The organism is Actinobacillus pleuropneumoniae, from assembly GCF_003290385.1.
Lineage (GTDB): Bacteria > Pseudomonadota > Gammaproteobacteria > Enterobacterales > Pasteurellaceae > Actinobacillus > Actinobacillus lignieresii.
Window position 1 is genome coordinate 1,120,595 of sequence record NZ_CP030753.1, and the last position, 20,301, is coordinate 1,140,895.

Annotated in this window: 18 protein-coding genes and 1 pseudogene; 4 read left to right on the plus strand and 15 right to left on the minus strand. The window is 39.0% G+C overall.

Annotated features, from left to right (window positions below; all coding sequences use genetic code 11):
- Nucleotides 1–28: 28 nt before the first annotated feature.
- The 7 genes from DRF63_RS05200 to bioA all read right to left on the minus strand — a co-directional run bounded on the left by DRF63_RS05200 (nt 29) and on the right by bioA (nt 6,100).
- Nucleotides 29–892: a membrane protein gene (locus tag DRF63_RS05200; protein ID WP_005597621.1), complete on the minus strand. Its 864-nt coding sequence runs from the start codon at nt 890–892 to the stop codon at nt 29–31.
- Between the two features lie 115 nt (nt 893–1,007).
- Nucleotides 1,008–1,550 carry an endonuclease SmrB gene (smrB, locus tag DRF63_RS05205; RefSeq protein WP_005597623.1) on the minus strand — a complete coding sequence of 181 codons (543 nt, stop codon included), beginning with the start codon at nt 1,548–1,550 and terminating at the stop codon, nt 1,008–1,010.
- The gene (bioD, locus tag DRF63_RS05210) at nt 1,544–2,185 is read right to left on the minus strand and encodes a dethiobiotin synthase (protein WP_005597625.1); all 642 of its coding nucleotides are present in this window, start codon (nt 2,183–2,185) and stop codon (nt 1,544–1,546) included. Before bioD ends, smrB begins: the two co-directional genes overlap by 7 nt.
- Nucleotides 2,185–2,955, minus strand: coding sequence for a malonyl-ACP O-methyltransferase BioC (gene bioC / locus DRF63_RS05215; protein WP_005597627.1), 771 nt, complete (start codon nt 2,953–2,955; stop codon nt 2,185–2,187). Before bioC ends, bioD begins: the two co-directional genes overlap by 1 nt.
- Entirely contained in the window at nt 2,943–3,602 is a 660-nt protein-coding gene (locus tag DRF63_RS05220) for a DUF452 family protein (protein WP_005597628.1), read from the minus strand. Before DRF63_RS05220 ends, bioC begins: the two co-directional genes overlap by 13 nt.
- Nucleotides 3,603–3,611: 9 nt before the next feature.
- Entirely contained in the window at nt 3,612–4,775 is a 1,164-nt protein-coding gene (locus tag DRF63_RS05225; RefSeq protein ID WP_005597631.1) for an 8-amino-7-oxononanoate synthase, read from the minus strand.
- A 26-nt stretch (nt 4,776–4,801) separates the two neighbouring features.
- Nucleotides 4,802–6,100 carry an adenosylmethionine--8-amino-7-oxononanoate transaminase gene (bioA, locus tag DRF63_RS05230; RefSeq protein ID WP_005597632.1) on the minus strand — a complete coding sequence of 433 codons (1,299 nt, stop codon included), beginning with the start codon at nt 6,098–6,100 and terminating at the stop codon, nt 4,802–4,804.
- 90 nt (nt 6,101–6,190) lie between these two features.
- Here bioA and prmB point away from each other — a divergent pair, with 90 nt between their 5' ends.
- Nucleotides 6,191–7,135 (plus strand): 50S ribosomal protein L3 N(5)-glutamine methyltransferase, encoded by a 945-nt coding sequence (gene prmB / locus DRF63_RS05235; RefSeq protein WP_005597635.1) that lies wholly within the window; start codon nt 6,191–6,193, stop codon nt 7,133–7,135.
- Nucleotides 7,136–7,215: 80 nt separating this feature from the next.
- On the opposite strand, the gene greA is transcribed toward prmB, so the two are convergent.
- A complete protein-coding gene (greA, locus tag DRF63_RS05240; protein ID WP_005597638.1) occupies nt 7,216–7,692 on the minus strand; it encodes a transcription elongation factor GreA in 477 nt (158 codons plus the stop codon).
- An 83-nt stretch (nt 7,693–7,775) separates the two neighbouring features.
- Between greA and dacB the strand changes: the two genes are divergently transcribed.
- A complete protein-coding gene (gene dacB, locus DRF63_RS05245; RefSeq protein ID WP_005597640.1) occupies nt 7,776–9,218 on the plus strand; it encodes a serine-type D-Ala-D-Ala carboxypeptidase in 1,443 nt (480 codons plus the stop codon).
- A gap of 36 nt (nt 9,219–9,254) precedes the next feature.
- On the opposite strand, the gene DRF63_RS05250 is transcribed toward dacB, so the two are convergent.
- The 3 genes from DRF63_RS05250 to DRF63_RS05260 form a co-directional block, all read right to left on the minus strand.
- On the minus strand, nt 9,255–9,524 hold the full coding sequence (locus DRF63_RS05250) for a GNAT family N-acetyltransferase (RefSeq protein WP_005597642.1): 270 nt from the start codon (nt 9,522–9,524) through the stop codon (nt 9,255–9,257).
- A 318-nt stretch (nt 9,525–9,842) separates the two neighbouring features.
- On the minus strand, nt 9,843–10,964 hold the full coding sequence (locus tag DRF63_RS05255; RefSeq protein WP_005597644.1) for an IS1595 family transposase: 1,122 nt from the start codon (nt 10,962–10,964) through the stop codon (nt 9,843–9,845).
- A gap of 411 nt (nt 10,965–11,375) precedes the next feature.
- Complete coding sequence (locus DRF63_RS05260) at nt 11,376–11,675, minus strand: hypothetical protein (protein WP_005597646.1); 300 nt, start codon at nt 11,673–11,675, stop codon at nt 11,376–11,378.
- 119 nt (nt 11,676–11,794) lie between these two features.
- Here DRF63_RS05260 and DRF63_RS05265 point away from each other — a divergent pair.
- A pseudogene (locus DRF63_RS05265) lies at nt 11,795–12,828 on the plus strand (IS481 family transposase).
- Nucleotides 12,829–12,984: 156 nt separating this feature from the next.
- On the opposite strand, the gene DRF63_RS05270 reads toward DRF63_RS05265, so the two are convergent.
- The 3 genes from DRF63_RS05270 to ybeY form a co-directional block, all read right to left on the minus strand.
- Nucleotides 12,985–15,855, minus strand: coding sequence for an RTX family hemolysin (locus tag DRF63_RS05270; protein WP_005597652.1), 2,871 nt, complete (start codon nt 15,853–15,855; stop codon nt 12,985–12,987).
- Nucleotides 15,856–15,893: 38 nt separating this feature from the next.
- Complete coding sequence (gene apxIIC, locus DRF63_RS05275) at nt 15,894–16,376, minus strand: RTX-II toxin-activating lysine-acyltransferase ApxIIC (RefSeq protein ID WP_012263032.1); 483 nt, start codon at nt 16,374–16,376, stop codon at nt 15,894–15,896.
- Nucleotides 16,377–16,551: 175 nt separating this feature from the next.
- Entirely contained in the window at nt 16,552–17,781 is a 1,230-nt protein-coding gene (gene ybeY / locus DRF63_RS05280; protein ID WP_005597654.1) for an rRNA maturation RNase YbeY, read from the minus strand.
- 422 nt (nt 17,782–18,203) lie between these two features.
- Between ybeY and purH the strand changes: the two genes are divergently transcribed.
- A complete protein-coding gene (purH, locus tag DRF63_RS05285) occupies nt 18,204–19,793 on the plus strand; it encodes a bifunctional phosphoribosylaminoimidazolecarboxamide formyltransferase/IMP cyclohydrolase (protein WP_043991830.1) in 1,590 nt (529 codons plus the stop codon).
- A 158-nt stretch (nt 19,794–19,951) separates the two neighbouring features.
- Here purH and DRF63_RS05290 read toward each other — a convergent pair whose 3' ends face one another.
- Complete coding sequence (locus DRF63_RS05290; protein ID WP_005619694.1) at nt 19,952–20,299, minus strand: hypothetical protein; 348 nt, start codon at nt 20,297–20,299, stop codon at nt 19,952–19,954.
- Nucleotides 20,300–20,301: the final 2 nt, after the last annotated feature.

Sequence of the window (20,301 nt, forward strand, 5' to 3'; positions counted from 1 at the left end):
ATAGTTTTGATTATTGATTCAAATCGGATTATTTCCAATAAAATAAACAGATAATCGCAATAATTGCAATAAAGACACCTAAGTAGTTAATTTTATTAATTTTTTCTTTAAAAACTAACGCGCCGATAAATGTGCCTAAACAAATCACGCCGAGGTTCATACCGGTAAACACTAATGTCGGATCATCTTTCATCACTTGGTGTGCTTTAATGTAGAATAAAATATTGCAGAAATTCAATACGCCCAACACTAAACCGACAGCTACGCTCGGCACGTGCCATTGCGTACGTTTAAGCAATAAATAAACAAACATTAAACAGCCGGCAAAGACAAAGGCGATAAACAGCGTTACCGGAAAAGCCGAGCCGGATTTGGCAATTTGTTTAAACAAGGTATCGGTCATTCCATAGCCTAACCATACGCAAGCTAAACTCACAATTGCAATTTTACCGCCTTTACCCATACCATGATGAGTCTTCCAGAGCAAACATCCTAATGCAATAAAGGCTAATACCAATGCAATCAATTTATTTTGGGTAATTTGCTCACCGAAAATGGTAAATGCCGCCAAAATCGGTAAAAACAGCGAAAGACGTTGTGCCGCATCGGTACGAATAATGCCAGCAAATTCAAGTGATTTGGCTTGAATCAGGAAAATGGTTGGTAATAAGAAACCTAAGGCAAAAAACAGATAAGACGAAGGGTTATTCGCCACAATATCGACTACAGTTTGCCCTTTAAAATCCGGATTCAGTAAAAAATAGGTCATCGAAGTCGTGACGATATAGTTCACTGCGATACTTTGATCAATGGCAATTTGCTTTTGACGTGCGACTTTAATCAACACACCGACAGAGACGCTACATAAAATAGCGATCACAAGTTCTAACATGGAAATTCTCCTTTATAAACAAAGCTTCGCATTCTACAAACTTCCTTATGAGATAGATAGATCAAGCGGTCGGATCTGTGCAAAATTTTGCAAAAATACGACCGCTTGTTATGCTCTATTTACGTTCAAATAAACGTCTTTCCGGACTTTCGATTTGTTCTACCAAAATCAAAATTGCCGCATCACCGCCCCACTCTCTTGGCGCTTGGTGTAAAGCGATGATTTTAGGGTGTTGCACCAACCAACGGGGAATTTGATCTTTTAAAGTACGGGTGCCAAAACCAGTCATAATGCTGGCACAATAAACTTGTTCTCTCTCGCACGCCAAAATCAGTGCCGCTAATTCTTTTTTTGCTTGTTCACGGGTTAAACCGTGTAAATCTAAAAAAAGCTCCGGCTGAAAATCACCACGGCGTAATTGCTTTAAAATATACGGGTCAATATCCGCACGCAAATATTTGATTTTCTCATTTTCTTCTCGTAATAACGGCTCGTATTCATCGGAGAAGAAAAATTCGGTGTCTTTTTGTTCTTGTAACTCTCGTAACTCATTCACTTTTTTACGAGGTGCGGTTTTCGGTACAAAAGTATCCTGTTTAATTTTTTTCGTGCCTTTTACCGCTTCTTGGAAAAGTGCAAAATCTTCGTTATCTAACATGCTTGTTTGTCCATTACTAAAAATTCCGCTTCCGGGAAATTGCGTTCAATATATTCTCTTAAATAGTTTAGCGTACTTTGCTGAATAATTTCGTCTATTGGTGGATAACTATTATAGATCAAACTGACTAACGGAATCTGTTTTTGTTGGCACGCCATTAAACTGAGCAAGGTGTGATTAATCGAACCTAATCTGCCGGAAGTCACTAAAATCAGCGGCAATTGCTGCTCCGCAATATAATCAAGCGTGGTATGTCGGTTATCATAAGGCACAGCTAAACCGCCTGCTCCCTCTAACAAAACATAATCATATTTTTCGGCTAATAATCGGCTGGCTTCGGCAATTTTATGCGGTTCAATCATTATATTTTCCATTTCCGCCGCTAAATGCGGCGAACAAGGGTAATGAAAAAGATAAGGACAAGTAATACCCTCTTTATCTTCTTCCGTGAGTGGCAGATTCTGCATTTGACGGTGCTGCAAAATATCGCTGGAAATCCCCTCACAGCCGGTTTGAATCATCTTTTGAGTGATTACCGAATAGCCTTGTTCCATCAAGCGTTTAGCATAAAAGCCGGTGGCGATCGTTTTACCAATATCGGTATCAATACCTGATACAAAAATGATTTTGCCCATTATTTTTTCACTCCCAAAATAAAAATAGGCGCATAAGTCAAATAAACGCCTTGTTCACAGCTAAATTGCGCTTGATATTGTTCACTAAATTCCATCAACTTTTTGCGTGTCCAGGTTTGCGTACTAATTGCCGTTACCCCGGTTTTTCGTAGATGTTGTAATACGGCAAGCGGTGAAGCAAAGGTTAAACGAATCTGCTGCTGCGTAATCTGTAACTGGGCAAAGTCTTTACTTAACCAAAAATGCCAATCTGCTTGGCTTGGATAAGCCAGCCCGACACCCGTTAGTTGACGAATTTCCGCCAAATTTTCCGTTGTAAAACTATTAAATAGCAAAATACCCTTTGACTGTAATAGTTTCGCGGCTTGTGAAACAAAAGTTTGCGGTTGTTCAAACCACTGTACTGCGGACGCAGAACTGATCAAATCAAACTGCCCTTCAAAAGCTAAATGTTCCGCATCACCGGCCACAAACTCAAAGGAAACAAGCGGTCGATTTTCGCCAATTTTTTGCAAGACGCAATCTTGATAGACATCACTCAGATCATTGACGACCAAATGTTCCACTTGATATTCACGCACTAAATGCTGAGTTAAATCGCCCGTGCCACAACCGATTTCCAACACTCGCCGAAAACATTGTTTATTCGTTTGGGCAAGCAAATTCACCAATTGTCGATTAATCTGTTGTTGAGCGATCGCATGCTCGTCATATTCCGTGACATGGGTAGCAAAACGCTGTGCAATCAATGGCTTAGCTAACTTTGCCATAATTGCTCCCACTCAGAAAAATGTTGCCAGAGATAATGTTCACCTTTAGGCATCTGTGTAATACGCACATTTTTATCTTGCCAAAAAGCTAGCTGATTTTGAGCTGAAAAAATCCGATCTTTCTCGCCAATAATCACATTCGTCCAATGTAGCTTCGGCGTAACAAGACTTGCCTCGATTGCCGTATTCAATACCTCAAGTTCATAATGAATTTCAGCAAGCGAACGCTGTTCGGGTAATGCGAGGTAAGCATGTAACAACTGTTTATCGCCACAAATTCGGCGTTCAAACTTCAAGCGATTTTCTGCATTTAATGTTTGTAATGTGCCCTTAAATATCTGTAGCGGAATGCCCCATTCATCGTGTTTAGGAAAAGGCGTACCGTTAATCGCTGTCGCAGAAGCCAAATTAATCTCCGGTAATACATTTTCCGCCACCCAAACGCCCATCGACCATGCCACTAAGCGGACGGTTTGGTAACGGCTAAAATCAAAAGCAGGAAAGTTTAAATCTTGGTAATCATAACAAATCAATAAGTCATAACCGTTCGGCAACGCTAAATGTGAGATGACCGATGCCGGCGTACCCCAACCGGCAAAATAAATAATCAAATTGGCTTGTTGAGTTGAAATTAATTTTGTTTTCACTTTTTCTCCTTATAAACAAGCAATTAAGCGATCTAATTCTTCTGTGGTTACATCTGCGGTTAAGGATAGTCGGATACGAGCCGTACCTTTCGGTACTGTCGGCGGGCGAATCGGCAAGCAATAAAAACCTTGTTGTTGCAATGTTTTGGCTTTTTGTACCGCTTGTTCGTTTTCTCCCACGATAAACGGAATAATGCAACTTTGCGTTTGTAGCGGATAACTATTTTTCTGCTGTACCGCTTGTTTTAGCTTCTCACTGAGATGCGCTAAATGCTGTCGTTTAGGTTGAAATTCGGGTAACCGCTCAAATAAAAATGCCGTCCACGCGACATTTAGTGGCGGTAATGCCGTTGAAAAAATCAGCGGACGCATCGTGTTGATTAAGTATTCCTTAATCACTTGATCGCACACTAAATAAGCCCCCATCGAAGCCAATGCTTTACCGAACGTACCGACTAAAAAATCGATCTCATCGATACAGCCTAATACTTCCGCCATGCCTAATCCCTGTTCTCCGTATGCCCCGATTGCGTGCGCTTCATCCACATACAGCATAATGTGACACTGGCTAGCAAAGGCCTTTTTTAATGCCACGAGTTCAGCCAAAGGCGCAATATCGCCGTCCATACTAAAAATACTTTCGGTCACAATGATAATTCGCTCAAACTGTGCAGCATATTTGCTGAGTAATTGAGTTAAATGTTCGAGGTTATTATGTTGATAACGATAAAAAGACACGCCGGCTAAACGGATACCGTCAATCAAACTGGCGTGTACTAACTTATCGGCAAGAATGAGGGTATTTTTATCCGATAACGCCGGCAAAATACCGATATTGGCATGATAACCGCTGTTAAATAACAAAGCCGCTTCTCGCTGAAAACGGTTGGCAATCAGCTGTTCAAGATCTCGGTAAATCGGGAAATTACCGGTTAGCAGACGCGAAGAAGATGAGGTAAGCGGGGTAACAAGCGGTTCATTTTCATTGATTTTTTGCAAAAATTGTTTTTGTAAGAGCTGATCTGAAGCTAGCCCCAAATAATCGTTTGAAGAAAAATTTAGCATTCGACGATTATCGGCAATAATCCACTTCCCATCGTGTTGAATCGGCGGTAACGCTCGCTTTAAACCGGCTTGCGTTAATTCCGCTAACTTTTGTTCGAATACATTCATAAAACCTCCGTAAAATGTATTACGTTTTATTCGTTATAAGCTATTTTTAATACTTGCAATAATGCGCTAGTGAGTTGGGTTAATTCCGCCTGACTAATAATAAACGGCGGCATAATATAAACCAGTTTGCCGAAAGGGCGAACCCAAATGCCGTGTTCGACAAATAATTTTTGTAGTGGTACCAAATCAACCGGCTGTTGCATTTCTAATACACCGATTGCGCCTAATACTCGTACTTCCGCTACCGATTTAAAGTGTTTTGCCGGTGCGAGTTCCTCAATTAATTGCCGTTCAATACGTTGAATATTGGCTTGCCAATCACTTTCTAATAATAAATTAATCGATTCATAAGCAATCGCACAGGCAAGCGGATTCGCCATAAATGTCGGGCCATGCATAAAACATTTTGCTTCTCCTTCGCAAATGACCGTTGCAACTTTTTCTGTAGTAACGGTTGCAGATAAAGTCAAATAACCGCCGGTGAGTGCTTTGCCCAAACAAATAATATCCGGCACCACCTCAGCGTGTTGCAACGCAAATAATTTGCCAGTCCGCCCGAAGCCGGTTGCAATTTCATCGAAAATTAACAGAATCCCGAAACGATCACATAATTCTCTTGCTTTTTGTAAATAAACCGGCGAATAGAAATACATCCCACCTGCGCCCTGTACAACAGGTTCGAGAATTAATGCGGCAATCTCATCGCCATGTTGTTCAAATAAATCTTGTAGTGGCAAAATCGCTTCATCTCGCCATGCTTCACCAAATTTCACACTCGGTTGCGGCAGAAAATATTGCACCGGTAAACTGGAATTGAATAAACCGTGCATCCCAGTAACGGGATCACAAACTGACATCGCATGCCAAGTATCGCCATGATAACCGGAACGAATAGTGGCAAATTTAGTGCGTTTTTTAGCATTTTTTTGACCGCTTGCTTGCGCATATTGCAATGCCATCTTCATAGCGACTTCAACTGCTACCGAGCCGCTATCAGCAAAGAAAATTTTATTCAGCTCAGGCGGTAAGATTTCCAATAATTTTTGCGAAAGTTTAGCCGCCGGCTCGTGAGTCAAGCCACCAAACATGATATGGCTCATTTTGCTTAATTGTTCGGTTGCCGCCTGATTTAATCGAGGATGGTTATAGCCGTGTAATGCAGCCCACCATGAAGACATTCCATCAATCAATTTTTTACCGTCTTTAAGTGTAATTATTACACCGTCAGCACGTTCTACCGGATAAGTGGGAATAGGATGAGTAATGGAAGAATAAGGATGCCAAATATGCTTTTGGTCTAGTTCGATAAGCTCGGTCGTTCTCATTTTTATTTCCTTTAATTTTGCGGAATTCTAGCGCAAAAAACTATATCGGTATAGAATAAGCCTGCTTTAACTTATATAAAAGGGGCAACTATGTTTGAACATAACTTAGAATTATTAGAAGAAATTACCGAGTCATCCGCAGCGGATGATTTAAAAACGATTCAAGATATGATGCGTTGGGCATATAGCTATTTCAACGCTTCGGATCTTTATTATGGTCACGGATTGGATAATCCTTGGGACGAATCTCATCAATTGGTATTAAGTGCGTTAAATTTACCGATTGACGTGCCGGAAGCGATGTATTCCTCAAATCTGACTCGTATCGAGAAAGAACGTATTATCGAGATGGTGATCCAGCGTTTAGGTATGCGCAAACCGATAGCCTATTTAACCAATTCGGCATGGTTCTGCGGTGCCGAATATTATGTGGACGAACGTGTTATTGTGCCTCGCTCGCCAATCGGCGAATTAATTCAACAAGGTTTTACCGGTATTTTACGTGCCGAGCCGAAACGTATTTTGGATATGTGTACCGGTAGCGGCTGCATTGCGATTGCTTGTGCGGAACGTTTCCCTCATGCAGAAGTTGATGCGGTTGATTTATCGCTTGATGCGTTAGATGTCGCACAAATTAATATCGAGCGTCATCAAGTTGCACATCGTGTATTCCCAATCAGCTCGGATTTATTTACCGTTATTCCGCAAGATAAATATGATTTGATCGTGACTAACCCGCCGTATGTTGATCAAGAAGACTTAGACGATATGCCGCAAGAATTCCACCACGAACCGGAGTTAGCATTAGGTTCAGGCGTTGACGGTTTAGATATTACCAAGCGTATTCTTGCCGAAGCACCGAATTATTTGGCGGATAACGGTGTGTTAGTTTGCGAAGTCGGCAACAGTATGGTGCATTTAATCGAACAATTCCCAAGCGTACCGTTCCACTGGGTCGAACTCAAAAACGGCGGACTCGGTGTGTTTACCCTCACCCGTGAGGAACTAGTAAAACACCATCAGCTATTCCAATAAATAGAAAAGCGTTCATATTTCTTCCATTTTTTGCAAAACTTTGAAGAAATATGACCGCTTAACTTTATATGGAATTCGGATTAAATATATTCTACGTTAATAATATCGAATTCAACTTTACCGCCCGGCGTTACGATGCTAACCGAATCGTCCACTTCTTTACCGACTAAGCCGCGGGCAATCGGAGAATTGACCGAGATTAAGCCTTCTTTAATATTCGCTTCATCGTCACCGACAATACGGTAAGTCACTTCTTCATCGGTATCCGCATTCACTAAACTGACTGTCGCACCGAAAATCACTTTACCATTATTCGCCATTTTAGTTACGTCAATGATTTGCGCATTACCTAGCTTACCTTCGATTTCTTGAATACGACCTTCACAGAAACCTTGCTGTTCACGTGCCGCGTGGTATTCGGCATTCTCTTTTAAATCGCCGTGTTCGCGTGCTTCTGCGATAGCGTCAATAATTTGTGGGCGGCGAACATTTTTTAGAAATTCTAATTCTTCACGAAGCAATTCCGCTCCGCGCACCGTCATAGGAATTTGTTTCATTATTTATCCTTTTCAAGTTTACTAAAATAGTTTAAAGGACTATTATTCAACGTCTTGTTAAAAATATCAACTCCCGAATTTATATGTTGTTAAAATCCGTTCGCTCATACATTCAAAATCTTTTACTGACGAGTATCCTTATTCCGAGTATTTCTTTTGCCGAAATAAACACCTCGGAGCTTCTCACCAATTTACCGGCAGGTGCCTCCGCAAGTTTTATCGCCAAAAACCTTGAAACCAATCAAATTATTACACAATATCAAAGTGATGTTTTTATGTTGCCGGCAAGTACACAAAAAGTATTTACCGCACTTGCTGCCAAATTGGTTTTACCGAATGATTTTCGCTTTCAAACGGCTTTATTAACGAACGGGAAAGTGGAAAACGGAATAATAAAAGGTGATTTAATCGCCAAATTCACAGGTGATCCGGATCTCACTAGCGGTCAGCTTTATCAGCTTATCGGGCAATTAAAAAAACAAGGTATTGAAAAAATAGAAGGCAATCTCATTTTAGATACCTCCGTTTTTGCCAGTCATGATAAAGCGGCGGGTTGGATTTGGAATGATTTAACTATGTGCTTTAACGCTCCGCCTGCCGCCGTCAATGTGGATAACAACTGCTTTTATGTCAATTTAGACGCCAATCAAAAAGTCGGTGATTTTGCAAAAGTTAATGTTCCCGCCGCCTATCCGGTACAAGTATTTAGCTCGGCTTATATCGTCGATAAAGCGGAAGCTCCTTATTGCCAGTTGGATGTCGTAGTTAATGACAACAACCGCTATCAAATCAAAGGCTGTATGGCTCGCCAAGCGGAACCGTTCGGATTGAGTTTTTCCGTACAAGATCCCGCTACTTACGGTGCAAATTTAATTAAAGCGAATTTAAAGCGCCTAGGCATTGCTTTTGAAGGGAAAATTCAAGAACCGCTTAATGCGCAAAAAGGTACTTTGTTGGCGGAACATTGGTCTGCTCCGTTACCGGATCTTTTAAAGAAAATGATGAAAAAATCCGATAACCAAATTGCGGATAGTCTATTCAGAACCATTGCCAATCAGCAGCATAATCGTCCGGCGTCTTTTCCGTTAGCTAGTCACGTATTACGCACTTTATTAAAATCTAAAGCGGGCGTTACCTTTGGAAATAGTATTGTCGCGGACGGTTCAGGTCTTTCTCGTCATAACCAAATCAATGCGGAAACGATGTTGCAAGCCCTTGAATATATTGCAAAAAATGAAGCGCAATTACAGCTGTTTGAAACCTTCCCGATTGCGGGTGTGGACGGTACGATTTCCGGTAGGGGCTCTATCTCCGTCGAACCGCTGGCGAAAAATCTGATTGCCAAAACCGGTTCACTGAAAGGGGTATATAATCTGGCGGGCTTTATGAAAAATGCGCGAGGTGAACGTATCGCCTTTGTACAATTTGTAAACGGCTATTCAACCGGCGAGCTGGAAAGTAAAACCAAACGTGCGCCGTTAGTGAATTTTGAAAATAAATTTTATATGGCGCTCTTTAACGAATAATTTCCCTAAAAGGCACTCCTGACGAGTGCCTTTTACTTATGCAATTAAATCCTGATGACTTCTCCGCATTTTTACTTCAATATAACTACAACTTGGCTTGATTTTTAGCCCTTTTTCTTGAGCGAATGCAATTAATGCGGCATAAAGCTCACCGGCAATCCCCTTTCCTTGAAAAGCTTCGTCCACTTTGGTGGTATAAGCGTCAATCACATTATCTTTAATATAGCGATAACGTAATCTTCCGGCTTTGATTCCCTCTTCGCTTAGATAGCTAAACTCAAAATTATCTAAATCATGTTTAATCATAACGCCTTCTATATTTTCTACATTCTACGCTTCTTTCTGTTTCCTGCAAGCGGTCATTTTTACAAAAAACTTCGGTATTATGTAGCAGTTGCACAAAGCCTAAAATGCAATCTTAGCCGCAGTAAAATTTTTGATGCCCTTAATCGTTAAGGGCATTTATTTTGGCAAATTTTAGCTGATTTCCCCACTTGTTTACCAATATTATTGGCTTGCGATGTAAATTTTCCCATCAATGGGCGTAGCCAATCCGCTCAACCTTGCCAAAGGTAAGCTGATTTCCCTGTACTTACATTTCAATTCGTTTTTTAGTTAAACAAATTAGGCTGCCAGTAACTCTTGTTCGTACTTCATTCTTTCATTGAGATTTTTGAAGTAGGACTGGGAAATTTCTTCGGGGCTAAATGCAGTCATACCGATAAGCTCTTGCGTGCGATGATTTCCTTGCCAGTAACCCACCCATTCCCTTAATGGCAATATCCATAAACAACGTTTGAGAATATCACTAAATAGCTCACCATTAGACTTTTGGCGATTATCTGACATAAATGCCGCTTGGTTGGCATAATGTAGGGCGTATTTGTTATCGCATTTGTGATGTACACCACGATGTAAATCACGGAAACGAGCGTTAAAGGATTCGGCGAGATTATTACTCACACCTTTGGCACTATAACATTCTTTATGATTAACACTCCAACGAGTGTAGTGAAAATCCAGACCTTTGTAGGCTAGGTTTTCATCACACATAATATCGCTACCTGCTTTTACAAAACGATGGTTTAAGGCGAGAACGATGTTAGCGTTTTCGGTGTAATCCATTGCGACAATAGTTCTATTTGAGCCCCACAATGTTTCATCATTAGAAGCACGTTGATTTAGGCTGATAATGAAACGTTTAGTTGGTCTCAATTTAGGATAGTTTGTCTTTTTATCTCGTTGTTTATGTTGATTCTTTTTAAAATTTGCTTTGCGTAGCTTATAGTTAATCAACGTCCCATCTTCGTGAATTTCCCCTTGTAACGGAGTTAAATCACGAGTTTTGAATAGGGCTTCACGCAATTTATGGCAAAGGACGAATGCCGTTTTATAACTGATATTAAGATGACGGCTCATTGTTATTGCCGAAATTCCTTTGACTTCATTCGCAAAGAGAAGAGTTGCTGCCAAAATATCAACAAACGGTAATTTATGAAAAGCAAATGCTGTATTAGTCGTAATATAGAAGTGGCGTTGGCAATGTTTGCAGCACCAACGTTTGCGAGATTGAAGAAAATAAGCGTGATGGCGTATGCCGCAATGCGGACAACAAACATCGTGAAGATTATCAGGATTGCCCCAACGGTTTGCTTTTAAAAGTCGGAAGGCTTCATCTTCACTTAGGCGGAAGATGTGTTTAAGGGATAATGTTTTAGATTTGCTGGAAAGTAAGTAATGAGCCATAAGTATTCCTTGTGTGTACAAGGCACTCAAAGCTAAACGCCAGACATAAAAAATCACCCACCTGAATTTTCAGGTCGGCTCAAAGCGTTTTGCCTTGAATACCGTACTGCCACAAGAAATACGTGGACTTTAATAAATGAGTTGCAAACCGAAATAGAGCCTTAATAAAGGTCTCTACGCCTATATGGTTCGCTTTGCTTCTTTGAAAGAAACTAGGCTAAATATAAATAAATGGTTCATTGGCAAATTGTAGATGTTCATCAACGATGAACGGTATTTAATATAGATCTACGTTGTTTTTCTGTCAAATAAAAAAGCAACTCATTGCTGAGTTGCTGTGAGAAAGCTAATTTTATCGAATTATAAACAATAGGAGTTCATCTAAAAGACGAACTCCATAAATGGGGATAATTATTCCCATTTCACTGGAATGGTATCGACTAAAATCCAGCGTCGTTTTTCATAAGGGATAGTAAAGCCATCCTTATCTTTAATATCATTAGATTTGAAAATATTGATTTCGGCATCGGCTAATTTTGTTGCAATACAAGATGAATCACTTTCTATTCTTGCAAGATTATCCCAATAAGTAAAATAATTACATCCTGCTCTTATAAATGTCTTCATACTATCTAAGTCAATATTCATACGAAGGATATATTTATCACTATCCCTAGCCATGTGATCTTGCGCTTTAGCAATTAAATCCACTTGTTTTCGACTTGGCTGTAGAAGATCAGACTTGATCTGACAAATCATTATAAAAATGAGAGTTTCCCGTTTAGAATATGAGTGTCTAAAATTCAATCTAAACAAAAAAGGAAACTCTCATGTTTTATTCTAACAATCCGCTCATTAAACACAAGACCGGTTTACTCAATTTAGCAGAAGAACTCGGAAACATTTCTCAAGCTTGTAAAGCGATGGGAATGAGCCGAGATACATTCTATCGCTATCAACAAGCCGTAGCGCAAGGCGGTGTTGAAGCATTACTTAAGCAAACTCGTCGGGTACCGAATATCAAAAATCGAGTAGACGAGCACATTGAGCAAGCTGTTGTAAAATTTGCTCTAGATTTTCCAGCTTACGGACAAGTTCGAGTGAGTAACGAACTTCGCAAGCAAGGTGTGTTTGTTTCAGCCGGTGGTGTTCGTTCCATTTGGCTACGTCATAATCTTACTAACTTTAAACAGCGTTTAAATGCACTAGAGAAAGAAGTGGCTGAGAAAGGCATTATTCTAAATGAAAGTCAAGTCCAAGCCCTAGAACGTAAGAAAGAGGATGATATATCGAGTGGAGAAATTGAAACCGCTCATCCGGGCTATTTAGGTTCACAAGATACCTTTTATGTAGGTAATTTAAAAGGTGTTGGACGCATTTATCAGCAAACATTTGTTGATACTTATAGTAAGGTTGCTTTTGCAAAGCTCTACACAATGAAAACCGCAATTGCCGCTGCAGATATGCTCAATGATAAAGTACTGCCGTTCTTTGAAGCCCAAGGATTACCGATGTTGCGTATTCTCACCGACCGTGGCAGTGAATATTGTGGCAAAGTGGAAAATCACGATTATGAGCTTTATTTAGCGATAAATGACATAGAGCATACTAAAACGAAAGTGAAGCATCCACAGACGAATGGTATCTGTGAACGTTTTCATAAGACTATCTTACAAGAATTTTACCAAGTCGCATTTAGGAAGAAAATATATACGGATTTAGCGACATTACAAGCTGATTTAGATGAATGTATTATAATCACCATCGAACACATCAAGGAAAAGTGTGCTGTGGCAGAACACCGATGGCAACATTACTTGATGGAAAACGGATTTGGGCAGAAAAGAATTTAAGCTCAAATTAATCTGACAGACACGGTAATTTTAAACGGGAACTGTCAGATTAGGTTTGATTTTCTACAGCTAAACCAAGATCCTTATTTTTATTGGGTTCCATAACTTCTCCTTTAAAAAAATAACAATCCTATAATTTACACCATAGGATTGCTATGATTTGAATATTAAGCGGCTCTAGCTAATTGAATATTATTCGAGACATCTATTGATGAAGGAACATATGTTCCTAAATTATTCCTAAAGTCTGAGGAAGACGTAAAGCTCCCGACTGAAGAAATCAATTTTGCTAAGCTATTAGATACGTTCTGTCTATCTTTACTCGTATTGTAATCATTCACAACTTTGGATAATGCTTCTGCAGAGATTTGATTGTTACCCTCCTTAATCAGTTTATCAACTTGTTCTGATGTAATACGTTCTCCTCCTTTACCAATAATTTCCTCAATTTTTCGGTCATTCGTAGCTTTATAGTTAGCAACTGTGCTAGCCAAATCATCTTCTAAGAACCAATTCCCAATACGAACTTTTTCTCCTTTTTGATTAATGATTTCGAGAGAAGAATCTACTTTCTTAAAGGTGAGGTCTTTAAGATTTACATCCGAAAATGCCAGTTTATCTTGTCCGCCAGAGTCTGTAATAGAATCATTTCCATCGCCTGTTTTATGGACATAAATATCATTATCTTTACCTCCCGAGATAATATCATTACCGGTTCCTCCAACAAGGAAATTGTTACCGTTTCCTCCATCGATAACATCATCGCCTGCGCCACCAAATAAATGATCGTCACCATCGTTACCATCAATAGTGTCTACACCATTACCACCATGGAACACATCATCAAATTGGCTTCCTTTGAAAATATCATTAAATTGTGAACCAATGATCTCTTCAACTGATTTGAGTGAGTCCGTCACAGTATAACCAGTATGAAAACGATCATCTTCACGACGATATTCAATTTTTTCTTCACGATTACCAACATTTGTTTGGTGGGTGGCAATTGTTTCATGTAATGCTTTACTGTCTCCGACATAGCGTTTTACTGAATATGAGCCTTTTTCTGTCTCGGCTGTAGCATCAATAACTAATGCGCCATATTCTCCTCTACTGTAGTGAACTCGATCATGTCCGTCCCCGCCATCAATAACGGTAGTACTTGACCCAACAAATACATTATCGTTACCAGCACCTAAATTTGCGATAATTTTAGTATCTTTAGATTCTATAATGTTACCTGCATCATCAAATTTCACAGCGATTCGTTGTACTACATTAGTGAAATCTACGCTTGAGCTAGCATCACCATCTGTTACAGTCCAACTGTCAACTCTTTGTATATGTAATTTTGTAATATAAGAATTTTTACCTTCCTGAATACGTTCCCGATTCTCTTCACCTGGAGTTAGTAATGGAGTTCTGAATAAAACACTTTGTGTCTTTCTATTTGTATTACTAATATTAATAATACCGTTTTTGTTATCTAGCTGTACGGATGAATCGTAGGACTGGTGTTGCCCCTCCTCAAAAGCATCCACATAAGCTTTTCCACTGGAAATTTTATCCGTTCTACGGCTAATTGCCGCTAGGTCTCCAATTTGGTTATCCCATCTTTGTTGGGTAATAGCTACTACGCGTTCAGCCTGAAGTTCTTTATTTAAATTGATAAGAAACTTCATATTGTCTTGTAAATCAGCTAAATGACGAGAATCATAACCTTGCTCAAAATAGTTTTTATTATGTTTTTTCTCCCATTCAACTATTCTGTCATGAACCTTATTTGCAACATGTTCAAACATGGCTTGTTTAGAATATTCTAGAATAGTTGTAATAAGTCCCGTAACACCAGCAACGAGTAACGCAACTGGAGCTCCGACTAGAGAACCCGCGCTTGCAGCTCCAACTCCACCGGAGATAGCTGCTAAAGCAGTGTTAATTGTTGTTACAGAAGCATCAATAGTTCCTGTCTCACGGTGAAAATCAGCTAATAAACGATCTCCATCATATCCTAATTTTTGGAAGCGTTCAGAATATGATTTGATTAAATCAGCTTGTTTAAACTTATCAGCTACATTTAAGAATGAAAGAGGGCTAACAGCTAGTGCAACTGTAGATGCGATTAATGCAGCGACAGGACCAGTTGAAGACAAACCTGAAGCGACTCGTTGGGCAAGAATGTAAGATGAGACCGCTTTTGTTACATTACCTATAATTTGGTTAGCAAATTCTACACCTGCGGCAGCTTTCTTTTCTGTTGAAGCCTCTTTATCTGCTAAAATGAGACCTGCAGATGCTCCAGAAAGTAAACCAGAGATAATGTCCAAACCTAAACTTGCTTTTCCTAGATCTGGTAGATTTTGTAATTTATTACTCAATCCTCCTAATCCTTTCACATTCTGTAAATGTGAACCTAGTTTAGATATTTGTTCTGCAAATGCATCTACAGTTTGCACCGAGCTAGCAATATTACCAACTAATTCATTAGTCAGTTCTAGCCCTGCTTTTGCAAGTTCTAATTGATTAGGATCTTTATTTTGAAGTAATTCATTCAGATTTACTCCAGATAAAACAGATCCTAAAATAGATTGAATACCACCTAATACAGTATTGGCTTTACCTATATTTTGTGAGATGCTAGAAGCACTTCCTAATGTATTGCCAATTTTAGGATTCTTCTTTAATAAATTATCTAGCTGAGGTGCAAATAATACAATTCCTCTATCAGTAAAACCTAGAATTTTCTGAGTTGTATCAAAGCTAGTTTTTGCAATGTCCAAATTGCTGCGTTCTTCTCGCCATACTTCAATACCTAAATCATTAGCAGCTTTAACTAAATCTTGAACTCCATTTCCTTGACCCGAATCATAGCCTTGAGGAATATATAAGATTAATTTTTTAGCCCCATTCTGTAGAGAATGACCAGTTTGAGTTAAACCATTCTTCAGTGTTGTACCTGCTTGATTTAACTTGTTTTTCCCATTTTTCAATCCTTGTTGTAAGGACGATTTTAATGATGACAAAGTGATTTTTGACATAAAAGAGTCTCCTTTATATAATTGATCATTTAAAGATATTATTGTAGAGCTGTTATTAACTCTTGCTCATACTGAAGAAATGTCTTTTCAGCTACTTTTTTTGTTATTTTTCCTCCTTTTAAATATATGATTTTTCCAGTATCTTTTTTGCTAGGATAGATTCTAATTGCCCTTCCAATATCGTATGGAAAACGTTGTCTCATATGTTTATACAATAGAGATGAATCCCCGAATGGGGCAATCCAATCAATGATCCATATACGATCTCCTGCATTCCAATCATCTATTTTTAATGAATTGGTGTCCTTTACATAGCGAGCCTCACTCTCTAGAGTTAATTTGGCCCAACTGCAATATGCAATAGGAAAACCATCATCAACTAGTAACAAATATTGGTCATTTTCAATTGCAGGAATAACATTCTTCATTAACAGTGAAACTGACCAATTTCGGTGCATTGGAGAATTTGCCCATAACCAAGCAATTTGTCCCAATACGTTAAAATCATTTTTTAGCATCATCCCTCCCATTCCCTAAAAAATGAATATAGATAATTTATTCTAAATAAAAAACCATAATATTTTTGTGAAGGAAAACAAGGCAAACGTTTGTCATGATCTGTTTGTTCTTTTTTTAATCAAAAATAATACTGGTCGGATGTTTTATAGGAAATAAAACATTAATTTTTGTTAAGGACTATCCATCATTTTCCTGTAAAATTTTTTGTACCAACGTTCTGTAATGGTTAAGCCATTGCTTTTTGTTGTTGGGTAATGGCTCTTCACGTTCAAAAATACCTTTCATCGCAGAAAATTGTTCAGGATATTGCCAATAAAGTCTTTTTAAACTGGCATAACTTACTTGGAAAGAACGTTGTGCATAAGCAAAACCGTATAAGTCATGCCAATCAGTTTTATCTAGCTTGAGATATTTAGTCATTTTTTGATTGCCATTTTGGATATGGGGCAAAAGTGCTTGATTTCGGCTAAATTGCATTTGCGCTTTTTTGACAAATTGTTTGCCTTTCTCCGTTAAAGGATAGAGCATCATTGCGCTGTAATAACCACTACTGGCTTCTTTATTCGGCGTAATTTGGACTAATTCAAAACCGCATTGTTGCCAAAAATAGGTTAATGCTTCGGTTTGTCCAAAACTCACCGAAATAAAATCAACAAGCGGTTGTTTTTGTTTTGAGATTTGCAAAATGAAATCAGAAATTAACCGCTTGCCAATACCTTGATTTTGGAAATGAGGTTCAACGGCAATACGAGAAATTCGGATAGAGTATAACTGCGGAGCTTCGGGTAGATTACCTTGATAGCAAAGATATTGCGCCACTAAATTCCCTTGAGGGCGCCGTTCTCCTCGCCAAATGGCTTGAGAAAGTTCATTATCTAGCCCTCCTTCATTGATCGCCCAAATCCCACCAATAAGTTGCCCGTTTTCTGAATAAGGAAATAAAATCTGATTTTCGCCATCAAATAAACGGCGTAAATCCGTAGGCGTTGTTTTATAGTGCGCTGCGGCAAGAAGACGATAAAAGTCGGTTTTTGTTATATTTTTTTGATGAGTGTGATGAATTTCATCACAATGAGATTCAAGGGATATTTGCTGTTCTTCCACCTCTTTTTCTACCACTTGGCGGCAGATGACTAAATCGCCTAATAGCGGCAATTCAATACCTTCCGGCACTTCAAAAGGAAAAGAGAGTACATTGGTTGGTTTATCTTTACCACGATAGGTCAGGTTTAATTCGTGGCTCTCGGCTTCATCAACAATGCGAATAGTCATTTCCGTTTCAGGAAAATCCTCCGTTTGAGCTTCATAAGCCAGCGCTGTTTGCACCCAAAGAGTTAATTGTTCTAAGCTGGGTAAATTTTCACTATTTTCACAGGCAATCTGTAAATCAATCATTGGTGTTGTCATAAATACTTTTTCCTTAAATCTAAATTGCTGGTTATTTTACCCGAAGAGGGAAGGGGAAAACTATGACTTTTTTAATTTGAAATTCTATTTATTTACCTATTAAATTAAATCGTTAAATCTAAGTAAATATAGGGGAGTAAGACTAGAAATTTCATAAAATATATTCAATAGTAGGGTGCTGTTTAATAAAATTTAAGCAGACATAAGCGGTATTATGTAGCAGTCGCACAAAAGTTGATTTTAGGAAAATTTATGTAGGGGCGGGGTTTATCCCCGCCCCTACGAAATATTTAATGTTTGTGCAAATGCTACATAATACCGAAAAACTTTACAAATTCGACCGCTTGCTAATGAAAAAAGCAAACGTTTGCGTTATACTAGAAAAGTATTTATTTAACATTCATTTTAAGGAACTTAGAAAAATGGCGATTCAACAGGCGTTATTAAGTGTGTCTGACAAAAAAGGTATTGTAGAATTTGCACAAGGGCTGGTAGCTCGCGGTGTGAAATTACTTTCGACAGGCGGTACGGCAAAGCTGTTAGCTGAAGCTGGCTTACCGGTCACGGAAGTATCGGACTACACCGGCTTCCCTGAAATGATGGACGGTCGCGTAAAAACCCTGCATCCGAAAGTACACGGCGGTATTCTTGGTCGTCGCGGCATGGATGATGAAGTGATGAACCAACACGATATCGAACGTATTGATATGGTAGTGGTGAACTTATACCCGTTTGCGGCAACCGTTGCGAATCCAAATTGCACCTTAGCGGATGCAGTTGAAAATATTGATATCGGCGGCCCGACCATGGTGCGTTCTGCAGCGAAAAACCATAAAGATGTGGCGATCGTGGTGAATAATAACGATTTTGATGCAATTCTTGCCGAAATGGATCAAAACCAAAACGAATTAACCCTTGAAACGCGTTTCAACCTGGCAATTAAAGCATTTGAACATACGGCACAATACGATTCAATGATTGCAAACTACTTCGGTAAACTTGTCCCGCCATACCAAGGTGCTGAGGAAGAAGATTTAACTCAAGTCTGCGGTCAATTCCCTCGTACATTAAACTTAAATTTCGTACGCAAACAAACCATGCGTTACGGTGAAAACTCACATCAAAATGCAGCATTCTATGTAGAAAACGAAGTGAAAGAAGCTTCTGTTTCAACCGCAAAACAATTACAAGGTAAAGCACTTTCTTATAACAATATTGCGGATACCGATGCGGCACTTGAGTGCGTAAAAGAATTTGCAGAACCGGCTTGCGTGATTGTGAAACACGCTAACCCTTGCGGTGTGGCATTAGGTAAAGACATTTTAGAAGCTTATAACCGTGCTTACCAAACCGACCCGACATCAGCATTCGGAGGTATTATTGCTTTCAACCGTGAATTAGACGGTGAAACGGCACAAACGATCGCAGAACGCCAATTTGTGGAAGTGATTATTGCTCCAAGCGTTTCAGAAGCGGCAAAAGCAGCGCTTGCGAAGAAGAAAAATGTGCGTGTCTTAGAATGTGGTGAATTTACTCAAGCGCAAAAACGTTTAGATTTCAAACGTGTAAACGGCGGTTTATTAGTGCAAGATGCGGATCAAGGTTCTGTTTCAATTGATGATTTACAAGTGGTATCCGAACGTAAACCAAGCAAAGAAGAGCTTGAGGACTTATTATTCTGCTGGAAAGTGGCAAAATATGTGAAATCAAATGCGATTGTCTATGCGAAAAACGGTCAAACTATCGGTATCGGCGCAGGCCAAATGAGCCGTGTCTATTCAGCGAAAATTGCCGGTATTAAAGCGGAAGACGAAGGCTTACAAGTTGCTGGCTGCGTAATGGCTTCAGATGCGTTCTTCCCATTCCGTGACGGTATTGATGCGGCAGCTAAAGTCGGCATTACTTGCGTAATCCATCCGGGTGGCTCAATGCGAGATCAAGAAGTGATTGATGCTGCTAACGAACACGGTATGGCAATGGTCTTAACCGGTATGCGCCACTTCCGTCACTAATTATTAAGACAAGCGGTCAAATTCCGATAAAAGTTTGCAAATTGCAAACAATTTTAGAAATTTGACCGCTTGGAAATAAAGTTATTTTAGGTATAGTTTAGTTATATCTGATACGGTCTAATTTATAACAGACGATATGCCGATAGCATTAGCATATATTATCTAGAGAACTCTTTGTAAGCATTACAAACATCTTCTAGCCTATAACAATAGGCACTAAATAATTTAGTTTTAAAAATAAAACCTTTCTCATATAAACATTTCCCTTCTTTTTTTTGTATATTTACTAACTCATCAAGATATTCTTTATCCAGACGATCAAGATATGCATACCTTCCAAGTATACTAAATGTAGCATCTCTTGCACATTGAGAGTATAAACTATCAGGAACCTCTTCTCCTGTTACTTTATGAATCCATTTAGCATCACTATTCGGTATTGAATATAAAGGAACAAATGCACATGATGAAATAAAGAAAAAAAATAAAAGAGTTATGTATTTCATAA

Bases quoted from the DNA above. Each gene is read 5' to 3' on its own strand.
- DRF63_RS05200 (WP_005597621.1), bottom strand. From the start codon at position 892: ATGTTAGAACTTGTGATCGCTATTTTATGTAGCGTCTCTGTCGGTGTG.
- smrB (WP_005597623.1), bottom strand. From the start codon at position 1,550: ATGTTAGATAACGAAGATTTTGCACTTTTCCAAGAAGCGGTAAAAGGC.
- bioD (WP_005597625.1), bottom strand. From the start codon at position 2,185: ATGGGCAAAATCATTTTTGTATCAGGTATTGATACCGATATTGGTAAA.
- bioC (WP_005597627.1), bottom strand. From the start codon at position 2,955: ATGGCAAAGTTAGCTAAGCCATTGATTGCACAGCGTTTTGCTACCCAT.
- DRF63_RS05225 (WP_005597631.1), bottom strand. From the start codon at position 4,775: ATGAATGTATTCGAACAAAAGTTAGCGGAATTAACGCAAGCCGGTTTA.
- bioA (WP_005597632.1), bottom strand. From the start codon at position 6,100: ATGAGAACGACCGAGCTTATCGAACTAGACCAAAAGCATATTTGGCAT.
- prmB (WP_005597635.1), top strand. From the start codon at position 6,191: ATGTTTGAACATAACTTAGAATTATTAGAAGAAATTACCGAGTCATCC.
- greA (WP_005597638.1), bottom strand. From the start codon at position 7,692: ATGAAACAAATTCCTATGACGGTGCGCGGAGCGGAATTGCTTCGTGAA.
- dacB (WP_005597640.1), top strand. From the start codon at position 7,776: ATGTTGTTAAAATCCGTTCGCTCATACATTCAAAATCTTTTACTGACG.
- DRF63_RS05250 (WP_005597642.1), bottom strand. From the start codon at position 9,524: ATGATTAAACATGATTTAGATAATTTTGAGTTTAGCTATCTAAGCGAA.
- DRF63_RS05255 (WP_005597644.1), bottom strand. From the start codon at position 10,964: ATGGCTCATTACTTACTTTCCAGCAAATCTAAAACATTATCCCTTAAA.
- DRF63_RS05270 (WP_005597652.1), bottom strand. From the start codon at position 15,855: ATGTCAAAAATCACTTTGTCATCATTAAAATCGTCCTTACAACAAGGA.
- apxIIC (WP_012263032.1), bottom strand. From the start codon at position 16,376: ATGATGCTAAAAAATGATTTTAACGTATTGGGACAAATTGCTTGGTTA.
- ybeY (WP_005597654.1), bottom strand. From the start codon at position 17,781: ATGACAACACCAATGATTGATTTACAGATTGCCTGTGAAAATAGTGAA.
- purH (WP_043991830.1), top strand. From the start codon at position 18,204: ATGGCGATTCAACAGGCGTTATTAAGTGTGTCTGACAAAAAAGGTATT.
- DRF63_RS05290 (WP_005619694.1), bottom strand. From the start codon at position 20,299: ATGAAATACATAACTCTTTTATTTTTTTTCTTTATTTCATCATGTGCA.